Below are 15,756 nucleotides of genomic sequence, written 5' to 3' on the forward strand. Positions count from 1 at the left end.
CGCGGCCGCCGGGGCCAGCAGGCCCTCGGCGTGCAGGGTCCAGGGCTGGTCGCTGTCCTCCGGACGGGAGTGGATGGTGACCGGCCGCAACCCGGAATCCTCCGGCGCACCCACCACCACCTGCAGCTGGACGCCCTCGTCCCGGGGCAGCAGCAGCGGTGCCTGGAGGGTGAGTTCGTGCAGGTGCGGGGTGGCGGCACGGTGGGCCGCCTGAAGGGCCAACTCGATGAAGGCGGTGCCGGGCAGGATCACCGTGCCGTGTACGGCGTGGTCGGCGAGCCAGGCGTGGGTGGCGAGCGAGAGCCGACCGGAGAGGACCAGTTGGTCCGCGGTCGCCAGTTCGGTGACGGCCCCCAGCAGCGGGTGCTCCACCGCGCCGAGACCCGCGGTGGCCAGGTTGGCGCCGGGCGCCTGGGTCTGGATCCAGTAGTGCTGGTGGTCGAACGCGTAGGTGGGGAGGTCCACGGGTGCGGCCTGCTCGGGCAGCAGCGAGGACCAGTCGACGTCGGCGCCCCTGGTCCAGAGGCCGGCCAGGGCCTCCACGGCGGTCCGGACCTCGGGGCGGCCCTTCCGGGCCAGTGGCACCGCGCCGACCAGCCCCTCACCGGACACGCTCTGCCGGGTCATCGCGGTGAGGACGGCGTCGGGGCCGACCTCGACGAAGGCCGTCGTCCCGGCCTCCACGGCGGCGGTGATGCCGTCGGTGAAGCGCACCGCGTCCCGGACGTGCCGCACCCAGTACTCGGGGTCGGTCAGCTGCCCGGCCTCGGCCAGGGCACCGGTGACGTTCGAGACCACCGGAATGGTCGGCTCGGCGTAGGCGATCTGCCGGGCGATCTCGCGGAACTCCGCCAGCATCGGATCCATCAGCGGCGAGTGGAAGGCGTGGCTGACCCGCAGCCGCTGCGTCTTGCGACCGTCCGCGGAGAGCCGCTCGGCGATCGCGGTGACGGTCTCGTCGTCACCCGAAATGACCGTGGCGTTCGGCCCGTTGAGGGCGGCGATCGACGCCTTGTCCTCGTGCCCGGCGAGGAGCGGCAGGACGTCGGCCTCGGTGGCCTGGACGGCGATCATCGCGCCGCCGGTCGGCAGCGCCTGCATCAGCCGCCCACGGGCCGCCACCAGCCGCGCCGCGTCCGCGAGGCCGAACACACCCGCCACGTGCGCCGCCGCCAACTCGCCGATGGAGTGGCCGACCAGGAGCTTCGGCTGCACGCCGAAGGACTCCAGCAGGCGGTACGCGGCGACCTCGAAGGCGAACAGCGCGGGCTGGGTGTAGCCCGTCCGGTCCAACTCCTCCGACTCGAAGCACAGTTCGCGCAGCGAGCGGCCGAGGTGCCGGTCCAGCTCCGCGCAGGCCGCGTCGAAGGCCTCCGCGAAGACCGGGAAGCGCTCGTACAACTCCCGGCCCATACCGGCCCGCTGGGCACCCTGACCGGTGAACAGCGCACCCACCTTCAGCCCACTCTGCGCGACCCCGGTCGCGGCGTCGCCCTCGGCCAGCCCCAGCAACCCGTCGAGCAGCTCCTCGCCGTCGTCGCCGAGCACCACGGCCCGGTGCTCGAACGCCGTCCGCGACCGCAGCGCCGCAGCCACCCCGCCGAGGCTCAACTCCTCACCGGACTCGATGAGATCGGCCAGTCGGTCGGCCTGTCCGCGCAGCGCCTCCGTGCTCGCGGCGGACAGCAGCCACGGCGTCGGCCCGGCGACCGGGGAGGTCTCGGCAACGGCCTCGTCGGCCGCGCCCTGCTCGACGATCACGTGGGCGTTGGTGCCGCCGATCCCGAAGGAGGAGACACCCGCCCGGCGCGGGCGGTCCTCCGCCTGCGGCCACTCCTGCTCCTCGGTCAGCAGGCGCACCGCGCCGGAGGACCAGTCCACGTGCTGGGTGGGCTCGGAGACGTTCAAGGTCCTCGGCAGGACGCCGTGCTGCATCGCCATGACCATCTTGATCACGCCACCGACACCGGCCGCCGCCTGGGCGTGGCCGATGTTGGACTTCAACGAGCCCAGCCAGAGCGGTTCCTGGCGGTCCTTGCCGTAGGTGGCGAGCAGCGCGCGGGCCTCGATCGGGTCGCCCAGCGGCGTGCCGGTGCCGTGCGCCTCGATCGCGTCGACGTCGGCGGTGGTGAGCCCCGCCTGGGCCAGCGCCTGCCGGATCACCCGTTCCTGGGACGGCCCGTTCGGCGCGGTCAGGCCGTTGCTCGCGCCGTCCTGGTTGACCGCCGAGCCGCGCAGCACGGCCAGCACCCGGTGGCCGTTGGCCTTCGCGACCGACAGCCGCTCCAGGACCAGGATGCCGACGCCCTCCGCCCAGGACGTGCCGTCCGCGTCGGTGGAGAAGGACTTGCAGCGCCCGTCCCGGGCCAGGCCGCGCTGGCGGCTGAACTCCACGAAGGTCGAGGGCGTCGACATCACCGTCACGCCGCCGGCCAGCGCGAGGTCGCACTCGCCCTGCCGCAGCGCCTGAGCGGCCAGGTGGATGGCGACCAGCGAGGAGGAGCAGGCGGTGTCGACGGTGATCGCCGGGCCCTCCAGCCCGAGCGTGTAGGAGACCCGGCCGGAGGCCACGCTGCCCGCACTGCCGGTGGCGACCATGCCCTCCAACTCCACCGGAACGGCGGGCAGTGGCGGCTGGTAGTCGTGGTACATCACCCCCGCGAACACGCCGGTCCGCGAGCCGCGCAGCGAGCGCGGGTCGACCCCGGCGCGCTCGACCGCCTCCCAGGAGGTCTCCAGCAGCAGCCGCTGCTGGGGGTCGATCGCCAGCGCCTCACGCGGCGAGATCCCGAAGAACCCGGCGTCGAACAGCCCCGCGTCGTGCAGGAAGCCGGCCTCCCGGCAGTACGACGTCCCCGGGCGGTCCGGGTCGTCGTCGAACAGGCCGTCGAGGTCCCAGCCGCGGTCCAGCGGGAAGGAGGAGATCCCCTCGCGCCCGTCGGCGACCAGCCGCCACAGCTCCTCCGGCGAGGCCACCCCGCCCGGGAACCGGCAGGCCATGCCCACGATCGCGATCGGCTCCTGCTGCCGCTCCTCCATCTCCCGCACCCGGCGGTTGACGTCCCGCAGCTCCGCCGTCGCCCGGCGGAGGTACTCCCGCAGACCGCTCTCGTTGTTCGACATCGCCAGTCCCCCAGCTCAAACAGTTGGACCGCGCGCGCGGCTCACGCAGCTCGCACAGCTCGAAAATTCCCCGCGAAGAGATGGCCGCGGGCAAATCGGAAACCAATACCGACAATCCCGCGAAACGCTACCCCCGGGTCACCGGGCGTTCCCATCCCCTACCGCCCCACCCCTGCCCCTAATCTGACCACCATTCGGACGGAATGCGGCCCGGGAATGTGGCCCCCGTCACTCGGCCCGGCGCCGCGCTAGGGGTCGGCTGCGAGAACCCGCCAGGCCCGCCGCCTAGGGGGTGGTAGGGGCTACCTGGAAGGCCCCGCGGCCGGGAAGGATGAAAGTCCTCCTAAGGCTGTTCACCGCGAGGATCGGGTACCGACATGGGCGTCCGAAGCATCGATGAACAGAAACAACACATCATCGAGCTCGACCAAGGTTTGATAGCAGTCGTCCGCCGGCGCACCGAAGCCGTCGCACGACTGCGCACGATGCGCCGCGAAGCCGGCGTCCGCCAGGTGGATCTCGCCTGGGAGAACGCCGCCCTGGCCGAGTACCAGGCGGCGCTCGGCAGTACGGGCACGTCGCTCGCCCTGGCCCTGATGGAACTGGGCCAGCGGGCCGAACTGCCCGCCTCGGCACCGTCGGGCGGCCGTGCCGGCGCGATCGCCGCCACGGCTGCCGCCGGAGGCAACGGCGATCGGGCATTTGTGCACACCCCCGGAAAAACACCCGGAACTTGTGAGGATCCGATGGACGAATTCGGCACGCACCGTGGCGTCGCACTGGTCACCGGCGCGGCCGGCGGCATCGGACGGGAGATCGCACACGCCCTGGCCGCCCAGGGTGTCGCCGTCGCCCTGCTCGACCGGGACGAGAACGGCCTCGCCGCGGTGGAGGCCGAACTGCGCAAGGAGGACGCGCTCGGCGTCCCCTACGCCCTGGACATCGCGGACGCCCGCAGTGTCGGGCGGGCGGTCGCCGACATCGAGGAGCGGCTGGGCGGCATCGACTACCTGGTCAACTGCGCCGGCGTGCTGCGCCCGGGCGACGCCGCCGAGTTGACCGAGGAGGACTGGGCGGCGACCTTCGCGGTGAACGCCACCGGCACCTTCGTGGTCTCGCAGGCCGTGGTCAACCGGATGACGGCCCGCCGCTCGGGCGCGGTGGTCACGATCGCCTCGAACGCCGCCCACACCCCGCGCGCCGGGATGTCGGCGTACTGCGCCTCGAAGGCCGCGGCCGCGATGTTCACCAAGAGCCTCGGGCTGGAGGTGGCCCGGCACGGGATCCGCTGCAACGTGGTCGCTCCGGGCTCCACCCACACCGGGATGCTCACCGCGCTCTGGGGTGCGCAGGGGTCGGCCGAGGCCACCATCGCCGGTTCGCCGGACACCTACAAGACCGGCATTCCGCTCGGCCGGATCGCCGAGACCCGCCACATTGCCGACGCGGTGCTCTTCCTCCTTTCGGAGAAGGCCGCGCACATCACCATGCAGACCCTGACCGTCGACGGTGGCGCGACGCTGGGGCAATGATCGCCCGCCGGACCGACGGCGGCCGAAAGGGTTTCACATCATGGGAATTCCGAAGATCGCACCGTACCGCATGCCGGAGCGCGGTGGCCTTCCGGAGAACGTCGCACAGTGGTCGGTGGATCCGCAGCGCGCTGTGCTGCTGGTCCACGACATGCAGAAGTACTTCCTGCAGTCCTTTCCTGCGGGTCAGTCGCCGCTGGTCGAACTGGTCCAGAACAGCGTGCTCATCCGGCAGAAATGCTCCCGCCTCGGCATTCCGGTCGCCTACACCGCGCAGCCGGGAAGCATGACCGAGGAGGAGCGCGGCCTGCTGGTCGATTTCTGGGGACCGGGGATGACCGCCGATCCCGAGCAGCGCGGAATCATCGACGAACTGGCCCCCGAGGCCGGCGACCACGTGTTCACCAAATGGCGTTACAGCGCTTTCCACAACACCGATCTGCTGCAGACCATGCGCGCGCTCGGCCGGGACCAGCTCATCATCTGCGGGGTGTACGCACACCTCGGCATTCTGATGACCGCGTTCGAGGCGTTCGCGCACGACATCCAGCCGTTCCTGGTGGTCGACTCGGTGGCCGACTTCGGCGAGGCGCAGCACCGGATGTGCGTCGAGTACGCCGCGCAGCGCTGCGCGATGGCGGTGACCACCGAGGACGTCCTGGCCGGCCTCGACGCGCCCGTCGGCGCCCGGGCCGCGGCGGTCGCGGTCCGTTGACGCCGCTCCGCCATCCCGCCGCGAAGCCCCGGCAGTCCCGACTGTCCCGGCAGCCCTGGCAGCCCCGGCAGTCCCGGCTGCCCCGAAAGGACGCGACATGACGACCCCGTACGGGGACTCCGCGCTGGACGCCGTCCTGGTCGCCGATCCCCCGCCCTTCGCCCTGCTGCACCGCCCGGAGGCGAGCGGCCGGCACCAGCTCGACCTGCTGCTCGGCCGCCCGGTGCCGACCGGCTCGCTGGCGGAGGTCCCGGTCGGTCCGGCGACGGCCACCGGCCGGGCCCGGTACGACACGCTCGTCCTGCTGCCCTTCCGGCAGATCGCCGAGCGGGGCTTCGCCGTGGTGGACGACGGCGCGCCGCTGCTGTCGATGGTGGTCGACACGCACACCGCCGTCCCGGTGGAGGAGGCCCTGGCCCGGATCGCCGACCTGCCGCTCCAGGTGGCCCCGGGGGCCTTCGACGTCGACGACGACGCGTACGCGCGGATCGTGCGGGAGATCATCGGCAACGAGATCGGCCGCGGCGAGGGCGCCAACTTCGTCATCAAGCGCTCGTTCCTCACCGAGATCGCCGACTACACGCCCGCCGCCGCGCTGACCGTCTTCCGCCGGCTGCTGGAGCTGGAGTCGGGCGCGTACTGGACCTTCCTGGTCCACACCGGGGAGCGGACCTTCGTCGGGGCGACGCCCGAGCGGCACCTCAGCCTGAGCGGCGGCACCGCCGTGATGAACCCGATCAGCGGCACCTACCGGTACCCGGTCTCCGGGCCGACGCTGGACGGGCTGGCCGCCTTCCTGGCCGACGCCAAGGAGGCGGACGAGCTCTACATGGTGGTGGACGAAGAGCTCAAGATGATGGCGCGGATCTGCGAGCGCGGCGGCCGCCTGCTGGGCCCGCAGCTGCGCGAGATGGCCCACCTCGCCCACACCGAGTACTTCATCGAGGGCACCACCGACCGGGACGTCCGGGACATCCTGCGCGAGTCGCTGTTCGCCCCGACGGTCACCGGCAGCCCGCTGGAGAGCGCCTGCGGCGTGATCAGCACGTACGAGCCGGCCGGGCGCGGCTACTACAGCGGCGTGGTGGCCCTGCTCGGGCGGGACGCCGACGGGCCGACCCTCGACTCGGCGATCCTGATCAGGACGGCCGAGATCGACCGTGCGGGCCACGTCCGCGTCCCGGTCGGCGCGACACTGGTCCGGCACTCGGACCCGGCGTCGGAGGTCGCCGAGACCAGCGCCAAGGCCGCCGGCGTGCTGGCGGCCATGCTGAACGCGCCCGGGCGGTCCGGCGGCGGCGCGGCGCCCGGCCTGGCCGCCCACCCGCAGGTCCTGCGGGCCCTGGAGAGCCGCAACCAGACCCTGTCCTCCTTCTGGACGGACAAGTTCGAGGACCGCGCGCAGCCGCTGCCCGGGCCGGCCGGCCGGCGCGCGCTGGTGGTCGACGCCGAGGACACCTTCACGGCGATGCTCGCGCTGCAGCTCTCGGCCCTGGGCCTGGACGTCGAGGTGCGCCGCTTCGACGATCCGGGCACCGAGCTGACCGGGTACGACCTGGTCGTCCTCGGTCCCGGGCCGGGCGACCCGCGGGCCGCGGACCACCCGAAGATCGCCTACCTGCGGTCGGCCGTGCGCACGCTGCTGGACGACGGCACGCCGTTCATGGCGGTCTGCCTCAGCCACCAGGTCCTCAGCGACGCGCTCGGCTTCCGGCTGGCACCCCGGGAGGTCCCCAACCAGGGGGTGCAGAAGCGGATCCCGCTGTTCGGCCGGGACGAGCTGGTCGGCTTCTACAACACCTTCGCCGCCCGCAGCGACGAGGACCGGGCGCCGCTGCCGGCCCTCGCGGCGCGGACGGGCGAGGTGGAGATCAGCCGCGACCCGGCCACCGGGGAGATCCACGCCCTGCGCGGCCCCGGCTTCTGCTCGATGCAGTTCCACGCCGAGTCCGTGCTGACGGCGGACGGGCCCCGGATCATCGCCGACCTGCTCGGCCCGCTGCTGGCCGACGGCTGACCCTCCCGGGCCGGACCGCGGCACCGCAGACCCCACAGACCCCGAAGAGCCCGCGCGAGCGCGCGGAAGAAACAGAGAGAAGGACGAGGACATGGCTGAAGCCACCTGGGGCGGGCCGGCGTTCGATCTCGACGCGTACCTGGCGCGCGTCGGCCTGGAGCCGGGGCTCACCCCGACCCTGGACACCCTGCGGGCGCTCCAGCGCGCCCACACCGCCGCCTTCCCGTTCGAGTACCTGGAGATGGTCCTCGGGCGGGGCCTGCCGCTGGACATCGAGAGCATCCAGAACCGGATGGTCGGCGGCCGGCGCGGCGGCTGCTGCTACGACCAGTCGGTCCTGTTCGCCGCCGCGCTGGAGGCGATCGGCTTCGACGTGACCGCGCGCGGCGCCCGGATCCGGCTGGGCGCCAAGGTCCTCCGGGCCGTCACCCACGGCTTCGTGACCGTCGCGCTGGACGGCGAGGAGTGGCTCACCGACGTCGGCTTCGGCGGCGAGGGCATGCTGGAGCCGATCCTGATCTGCGACGGCTCCGAGGTGCAGCAGGGCGGCTGGACCTTCGGGCTCGAACTGGAGGAGGACGACACCTGGGTGCTGCGCTCCCTGCACGGGGACGGCTGGTTCGACCTGTACGCCTTCCGGATGGAGCCGCGCTACCCGATCGACTTCGACATGATGCAGCACTACGCCGGGGCCGGCTCCGGCTCGGTGCTGGCCGGGTCGATGGTCGTTCAGCGCACCGAGGACCACGTCCGCTGGACCCTGACCAACAACTCGCTCTCCCGGATCCAGCCGGACGGCGCGATCGAGGTCCGCCAGGTGACGGTCGAGGAACTGCCGGAGCTGCTGGACTCGGTGTTCCACCTCACCCTCGACCCGACCGACGCCGAGATCCTGGTCAAGGTCTTCGAGAGCCACCGCTGACCGACGGCCCCGCCACCGGCCCTGTCGGCCCCACCCGGGCGCCGGCAGGGACGTCGGGCTTTCCCGGGTCGCTCCGAGCCGTTCGGGCTCCCTGAGCTCCCCGTCTTTTTCCCTGCGTTTCTTTCAAGGCTTTCCCACCGCGCGTGATTGTTGAAGGGCTGAACGCCGTGACGTCGAACGAGGACAAGCTCCGCGATTACCTGAAGCGGACGACCGCCGACCTCCGGAAGGCACGGCGTCAGCTCCGCGACATGGAGGACCGCGAGCACGAGCCGATCGCGATCGTCGGCATGGGCTGCCGCTTCCCCGGCGGGGTCACCTCGCCCGAGGAGCTCTGGCAGCTCCTGATGGACGAGCGGGACGCCGTCGACGGCTTCCCGACCGACCGCGGCTGGGACCTCGACGAGCTGTACGACCCCGAGCCCGGCGCGCCCGGCAAGTCCTACACCAAGCGCGGTGGATTCCTTTACGACGCCGCCGACTTCGACCCGGACTTCTTCGAGATCTCGCCGCGCGAGGCGGTCGCGATGGACCCGCAGCAGCGGCTGCTGCTGGAGACCTCCTGGGAGGCCTTCGAGCGGGCCGGCATCGACCCGACCTCGGTCCGCGGCAGCCGGACCGGTGTGTTCGCCGGTGTGATGTACCAGGACCACGCCGGGCGCTTCCTGCAGAACGCCCCCGAGGAGTTCGACGGCTACCTGCTCACCGGCGCCGCCGGCAGCGTGGCCTCCGGCCGGGTCTCCTACACGCTCGGGCTGGAGGGCCCGGCGGTCGCCGTGGACACCGCCTGCTCCTCCTCCCTGGTCGCGGTGCACATGGCCGCCCAGGCGCTGCGGCAGGGCGAGTGCACGCTCGCGCTGGCCGGCGGTGTCACGGTGATGGCCACCCCGAGCCTGTTCATCGAGTTCAGCCGGCTGCGCGCGCTCTCCGTGGACGGCCGCTGCAAGGCGTTCGCCGCCGGGGCGGACGGCGCCGGCTGGGCCGAAGGCGTCGGCATGCTGCTGCTGGAGCGGCTCTCCGACGCCCGCCGCAACGGCCACCCGGTGCTCGCCGTGCTGAGCGGCTCGGCGGTCAACCAGGACGGCGCCAGCAACGGCCTGACCGCCCCCAACGGCCCCTCGCAGGAGCGGGTGATCCAGGACGCCCTCGCCTCGGCCCGGCTGGCGCCCTCGGAGGTGGACGTCGTCGAGGCGCACGGCACCGGCACCTCGCTCGGCGACCCGATCGAGGCCAACGCCCTGATCGCCACGTACGGGCGCGGGCGGGATGCGGACCGGCCGCTCTGGCTCGGCTCGGTGAAGTCCAACATCGGCCACACCCAGGCCGCCGCCGGTGTGGCGGGCGTGATCAAGATGGTCATGGCGATGCGGCACGGTGTGCTGCCGAAGTCCCTGCACATCGATGAGCCGACCCGGCACGTCGACTGGTCCACGGGCACCGTCCAGCTGCTCACCGAGCGGCGGGAGTGGCCCGCGGGCGACCGTCCGCGCCGGGCGGGCGTGGCCTCGATGGGGATCAGCGGCACCAACGCGCACGTCATCGTCGAGCAGGCGCCGGCCGAGCTGCCCGCCGAGCCCGCCGAGAACCCCGGGGCCGCCGACGACGCCGAGGGCACCGCGAGCACCGCGACCGCGAGCACCCCGACCACGCAGGCCGGTCCGGCCCCGGCCACCGACGGCGCCGTGCCGTGGGTGCTCTCCGCCCGGACCGCCGAGGCCCTGCGCGGCCAGGCCGCCCGGCTGCGGGAGGCCCTGGCCGACGAGCCGGAGTTCGACCCCGCCGAGATCGGCGCGGCGCTGCTGAGCGAGCGCACCCTGTTCGACCACCGCGCGGTGGTGGCCGGCGACGGCCCGGAGCGGCTGCTGGCCGGCCTGGCCGCGCTGGCCGACGGCGGCACCGCGCCCGGGGTGGTCTCCGGCGAGGTGACGCCCGGCCCGTGGGCGGTGATGTTCACCGGTCAGGGTGCCCAGCGGGCCGGTATGGGACGGGAGTTGTACGAGCGCTTCCCGGTGTTCGCGGCGGCCTTCGACGCCGTCTGCGCGGAGCTCGACCCGCACCTCGGCCGCTCGCTGCGTGAACTGTGCTTCGAGTCCGAGGAGTTGGACCGGACGGAGTACACCCAGCCCGCGCTGTTCGCGGTCGAGGTGGCGCTCTACCGCCTGCTGGAGTCCTTCGGCGCCCGCCCGGACCACCTGCTCGGCCACTCGGTCGGCGAGCTGGCGGCGGCGCACGTGGCGGGCGTGTTCGACCTCGCGGACGCGGCCCGGCTGGTGGCGGCCCGCGGGCGGCTGATGCAGGCCCTGCCGGCCGGCGGCGCGATGGTCGCCGTCCAGGCGCCCGAGGACGTGGTGCTGCGGGCGATCGGCGGGAACACCGGCGAGGTCGCCGTCGCGGCCGTCAACGGGCCCACCTCGGTGGTCCTTTCGGGTGCCGAGGAGGCGGTGACGGCGATCGCCGCCGCGCTGGCCGAAGCCGGGCACCGGACCAAGCGGCTGCGGGTCTCGCACGCCTTCCACTCGCCGCTGATGGACCCGATGCTGGACGAGTTCCGCCAGGTCGCCCGGTCCGTCGCGTACGCCGAGCCGGTGCTGCCGGTGGTCTCCGACCTGACCGGCGCGGTGGCCGGCCCCGGCGAGCTGACCGACCCCGAGTACTGGGTGCGGCACGTCCGCGGCGCCGTGCGGTTCGCGGACGGCGTCGCCGCGCTGCGGGCGCTCGGCGTGACCGCCTTCGTCGAGGTCGGCCCGGACGCCGTGCTGACCGCGATGGCCCAGGAGACCCTGGCCGACGAGACCCAGGCCGATCAGACCCAGGCCGACGAGGCCCAGGCCCCCGCGGTCCTGGCCACGCTGCGGCGGGACCGGGACGAGGCCACCGCCCTGCTCGCGGCGGTCGGCGGTCTGCTGACCCGCGGGGTGGCCGTCGACTGGTCCTCCGTCCTGCCGGCCCGGCCGGCCCGGCACGTCGAGCTTCCGACGTACGCCTTCCAGCGTCGGCACTACTGGCTGGAATCGCCTTCTGCGCGTGGTGATGTGACGACGGCGGGTCTGGGTTCGATCGACCACCCGTTGCTGGGTGCGGTCGCCAGGCTGGCGGACGGTGAGACGACTGTGCTGACGGGTCGTTTGTCGTTGGGTGTGCAGGGGTGGTTGGCGGATCATGCGGTGGCGGGGACGGTGATCCTGCCGGGGTCGGCGTTTGTGGAGCTTGCTGTTCGGGCGGGTGACGAGGTCGGGCTGAGCACGCTCGATGAGTTGGTGCTGCATGCGCCGTTGGTGCTGGTGGAGGGTCAGGCGGTGCGGTTGCAGGTCACCGTCGGCGCTGCCGAGGGGGGCGAGCGGCGTCCCGTCACGGTCCATTCGCGTCCGGAGGAGGGTGATGGGGAGGCCTGGACGCTGCATGCGGAGGGTTTCCTGAGCGGTGTGGTGGTGGCGGGTGAGGGGTTGGAGGTGTGGCCTCCGGCGGGTGCTGTGCCGGTGGCGGTGGACGGGGTGTACGAGCGGTTGGCGGGGTTGGGGCTGCAGTACGGTCCGGTGTTCCGCGGGCTGGGTGCGGCGTGGCGGCGGGGGGATGACCTGTTCGCCGAGGTGCGGCTTCCCGTGGAGGAGCAGGGTGGCGGGTTCACGCTGCATCCGGCGTTGTTGGATGCGTGCCTGCATCTGGCGGCGGTGGAGGGTGAGGGGGTGCGGTTGCCGTTCGCCTGGTCGGGGGTGGCGGTGCATGCCTCGGGGACGACGGCGGCGCGGGTGCATCTCGCGTTGTCGGGTGGGGACGGGTTGTCGCTGCGGGTGGCGGACGGTGCGGGTGTGCCGGTGGCCACGGTGGGTTCGCTGAGTGTGCGGCCGTTGGATCCGGCGCAGTTGGCTGCGGTCCGGTCCTCGGATGTCCACCATGTCCGGTGGACGGCCCTGCCTGTCCCGGCGGCGCCGGCGGCGTCGGCTGTTGAGCCGGTGCTGTTCGTGGCCGGTGACGGCGGGCGGGGTTCGCTGGCCGGGCGGGTGCGGGTGGTGGCGGGTGAGGTGCTGGCCGCGCTGCAGGCGCATCTGGCGGACGAGCGGGTGCAGGACTCCCGGCTGGTCGTGGTCACCCGCAACGCCGTCCCGACCGGTAGTGGTACCGGGGTGCAGGACGCGGAGCTGGATCTGGTCCAGTCCGCGGTGTGGGGTCTGGTCCGGTCCGCGATCAGTGAGAACCCGGGCCGTTTCGCCCTCCTCGACACCGACGCCACCCCCGCCTCCGAGCAGCTCGTCACCGCCGCCGCGGCCTCCCCGGAGCAGGAGAGCGCCCTGCGCGACGGTGTGTTCCTCACCCCGCGCCTGGTCCGCAGCGCCCCCGCGGGCGAGCCTGCCACCGCGCCCTGGGACCCCGAGGGCACGGTGCTGATCACCGGTGGCACCGGCGGCCTGGGCGCCCTGCTGGCCCGCCACCTGGTCACCACCCACGGCGTGCGCCACCTCCTGCTGGTCAGCCGCAGCGGACCGGACGCCACCGGCGCCACCGAACTCACCGCCGAACTCACCGGACTCGGCGCCCGCACCACCATCGCCGCCTGCGACACCGCCGACCGCGACGCCCTCGCCCACGTGATCGCCCAGGTACCGGCCGAGCACCCCCTCACCGCCGTCGTCCACACCGCCGGCGTCCTCGACGACGGCATCCTCCCCACCCTCACCCCCGAGCGCCTCGACACCGTCCTGCGGCCCAAGGTCGACGCCGCCTGGAACCTCCACGAACTCACCCGCGACCTCCCCCTGACCGCATTCGTCCTCTACTCCTCCCTCGCCGGCGTCCTCGGCAACGCCGGCCAGGCCAACTACGCCGCCGCCAACACCTTCCTCGACACCCTCGCCGCCCACCGCCGGGCAACCGGCCTGCCCGCCCACTCCCTCGCCTGGGGCCTCTGGGCCCAAACCGGCGCCATGACCGGCGAACTCACCGAAACCGACCTCACCCGCCTGGCCCGCAGCGGCGTCCACGCCCTCACCGCCGACCAAGGCCTCGACCTCTTCGACACCGCCCTCGCCACCGACCACCCGCTGACGGTGCTGGCCAAGCTCGATCCGGTCGCCCTCCGCTCGCAGGCGGCCTCGGGCACCGTTCCGCACCTGCTGCGCGGCCTGGCGGGCGTCCACCGCGCCACCGCCCGGGCCGGCGTGGAGGCCGGTCTGGCCCAGCGGCTCGCCGCGCTCACCGGCCGCGACCGCACCCAGGCCCTGGTCGACCTGGTCACCACCCAGGTCGCCGCCGTCATCGGCCAGACCGACAACAGCGCCATCAGCGCCCAACGGCCTTTCCGGGAGCTCGGGTTCGACTCCCTGATGGCGGTCGAGCTGCGCAACCGCCTCACCAAGGCCACCGGCCTCGCCCTCGCCACCACCCTCGTCTTCGACCACCCCTCCCCGCTCGCCATCGCCGAACTGATCGAACGTCAGATCTCCGGCGGCGCAAAGACGGTGGACACCTCCGCTCCCGCCGCGACCATCGACGACCCGATCGCGATCGTCGGCATGGCCTGCCGCTTCCCCGGCGGGGTCGCCTCCCCGGAGGACCTGTGGCAGCTGGTCACCGAGGGCCGGGACGGCATCAGCACCTTCCCGACGGACCGCGGCTGGGACTTGGAGGGCCTCTACCACCCGGACCCGGACCACCCGGGCACCAGCTACGCCCGCGAGGGCGGATTCCTGCACGGAGCCGCCGAGTTCGACCCCGCCTTCTTCGGCATCTCGCCGCGCGAGGCCCTCACCATGGACCCGCAGCAGCGCCTGCTGCTGGAGACCTCCTGGGAGGCCTTCGAGCGGGCCGGCATCGACCCGACCACCGTCCGCGGCAGCCGAACCGGCGTGTACGCGGGCGTGATGTACCAGGACTACGCCGGCCGTTTCCTGAGCCACATGCCCGAGGAGTTCGAGGGCCAGATCGGCATCAACGGCACCGGCAGCGTGGCCTCCGGCCGGATCTCCTACACGCTCGGGCTGGAGGGCCCGGCGGTCACCGTCGACACCGCCTGCTCCTCCTCGCTGGTCGCGATGCACATGGCCGCGCAGGCCCTCCAGCAGGGCGAGTGCACGCTCGCCCTCGCCGGCGGTGTGACCGTGATGGCCACCCCCAGCGGCTTCGTGGAGTTCAGCCGCCAGCGCGCCCTCGCGGCGGACGGCCGCTGCAAGGCGTTCTCCTCCTCCGCGGACGGCACCGGCTGGGCCGAGGGCGTCGGCCTGGTCCTGCTCGAACGGCTCTCGGACGCCCGCCGCAACGGCCACCAGGTCCTGGCGGTCGTCCGCGGCACCGCGATCAACCAGGACGGCGCGAGCAACGGTCTCACCGCCCCCAACGGCCCGGCCCAGGAGCGGGTGATCCGCCAGGCCCTCGACCGGGCCGGCCTCACCCCGGCCGACGTGGACGCCGTCGAGGCGCACGGCACCGGCACCTCACTGGGTGACCCGATCGAGGCCAACGCGCTGCTCGCCACCTACGGCCAGGACCGCGAAGAGCCGCTCTGGCTGGGCTCGTTGAAGTCCAACATCGGCCACACCCAGGCGGCGGCCGGAGTCGGCGGCGTGATCAAGATGGTCATGGCGATGCAGCACGGCGTGCTGCCCAGGACGCTGCACGTGGAGGAGCCCACCCACCACGTCGACTGGACGGTCGGCGCGGTCCGGCTGCTCACCGAGGAGCGCGCCTGGCCGGAGGCCGAGCGTCCGCGCCGGGCGGCCGTCTCCGCCTTCGGCGTCAGCGGCACCAACGCCCACGTCATCCTGGAGCAGCCCGCGACCGAAGCGACGGCCGAGGCCGTCGAGGTCGAGGGCCCGACCGCGTGGGTGGTCTCCGCCACCACGCCCGAGGCCCTGAGCGACCAGGCCGCCCGACTGCACAAGGCCCTGCTCACCCGGCCCGAGGCCGGTGCCGGACAGGTCGCCGCCGCACTCGTCAACAGCCGGACGCTGTTCGATCGTCGGGCGGTGGTGGTCGGCTCACAGCGCGAGGAACTCCTAACGGGTCTGGCGGCTCTGGCCCGTGGTGAGGAGGCTCCCGGCCTGGTGACCGGTACGGCCCCGGAGGGCGGTGGACGGACGGTGTTCGTCTTCCCCGGCCAGGGTTCCCAGTGGGCCGGGATGGGCCGTGACCTCTACCGCGACTCACCCGTCTTCCGCACCCACCTGGACACCTGCGCCCGGGCCCTGGACCCCCACACCGGCTGGGACCTCGTCGCCACCCTCACCGGCACCGACGACACCTGGCTCCACCACGTCGACACCGTCCAACCCGCCCTCTTCGCCACCATGGTCGCCCTCGCCCAGACCTGGCGCACCTACGGCATCGAACCCGACGCCGTCATCGGCCACTCCCAAGGCGAAATCGCCGCCGCCCACATCGCCGGAGCCCTCACCCTCGACGACGCCGCCCGCATCGTCACCCTCCGCTCCCGCACCCTCAAAACCCTCACCGGCAC

General features: G+C 73.2%; 6 protein-coding genes. 5 read left to right on the forward strand and 1 reads right to left on the reverse strand.

Going from position 1 to position 15,756, the window contains the following annotated elements:
* Window positions 1–3,129 (reverse strand): type I polyketide synthase (locus ACFVVX_RS37440; protein WP_387952614.1); only part of this gene is annotated, 3,129 nt, incomplete at its 3' end.
* A gap of 479 nt (window positions 3,130–3,608) precedes the next feature.
* Here ACFVVX_RS37440 and ACFVVX_RS37445 point away from each other — a divergent pair.
* From ACFVVX_RS37445 to ACFVVX_RS37465, 5 genes are all read left to right on the forward strand, one after another.
* Complete coding sequence (locus ACFVVX_RS37445; RefSeq protein ID WP_387952607.1) at window positions 3,609–4,655, forward strand: 2,3-dihydro-2,3-dihydroxybenzoate dehydrogenase; 1,047 nt, start codon at window positions 3,609–3,611, stop codon at window positions 4,653–4,655.
* 40 nt (window positions 4,656–4,695) lie between these two features.
* On the forward strand, window positions 4,696–5,370 hold the full coding sequence (locus ACFVVX_RS37450; protein WP_387952608.1) for an isochorismatase family protein: 675 nt from the start codon (window positions 4,696–4,698) through the stop codon (window positions 5,368–5,370).
* A gap of 97 nt (window positions 5,371–5,467) precedes the next feature.
* Complete coding sequence (locus ACFVVX_RS37455) at window positions 5,468–7,387, forward strand: anthranilate synthase family protein (protein WP_387952610.1); 1,920 nt, start codon at window positions 5,468–5,470, stop codon at window positions 7,385–7,387.
* A 91-nt stretch (window positions 7,388–7,478) separates the two neighbouring features.
* Window positions 7,479–8,309, forward strand: a complete 831-nt coding sequence (locus ACFVVX_RS37460) for an arylamine N-acetyltransferase (RefSeq protein ID WP_387952612.1) — start codon at window positions 7,479–7,481, stop codon at window positions 8,307–8,309.
* 167 nt (window positions 8,310–8,476) lie between these two features.
* Window positions 8,477–15,756: SDR family NAD(P)-dependent oxidoreductase (locus ACFVVX_RS37465; RefSeq protein WP_387952613.1), on the forward strand; the 7,280-nt coding region annotated here is incomplete at its 3' end.

The organism is Kitasatospora sp. NPDC058170, assembly GCF_042883905.1.
Taxonomy (GTDB): domain Bacteria; phylum Actinomycetota; class Actinomycetes; order Streptomycetales; family Streptomycetaceae; genus Kitasatospora.

Excerpts from the sequence above, each read along its gene's own strand:
- ACFVVX_RS37445 (WP_387952607.1), top strand. The coding sequence starts at position 3,609 with ATGCGCCGCGAAGCCGGCGTCCGCCAGGTGGATCTCGCCTGGGAGAAC.
- ACFVVX_RS37450 (WP_387952608.1), top strand. The coding sequence starts at position 4,696 with ATGGGAATTCCGAAGATCGCACCGTACCGCATGCCGGAGCGCGGTGGC.
- ACFVVX_RS37455 (WP_387952610.1), top strand. The coding sequence starts at position 5,468 with ATGACGACCCCGTACGGGGACTCCGCGCTGGACGCCGTCCTGGTCGCC.
- ACFVVX_RS37460 (WP_387952612.1), top strand. The coding sequence starts at position 7,479 with ATGGCTGAAGCCACCTGGGGCGGGCCGGCGTTCGATCTCGACGCGTAC.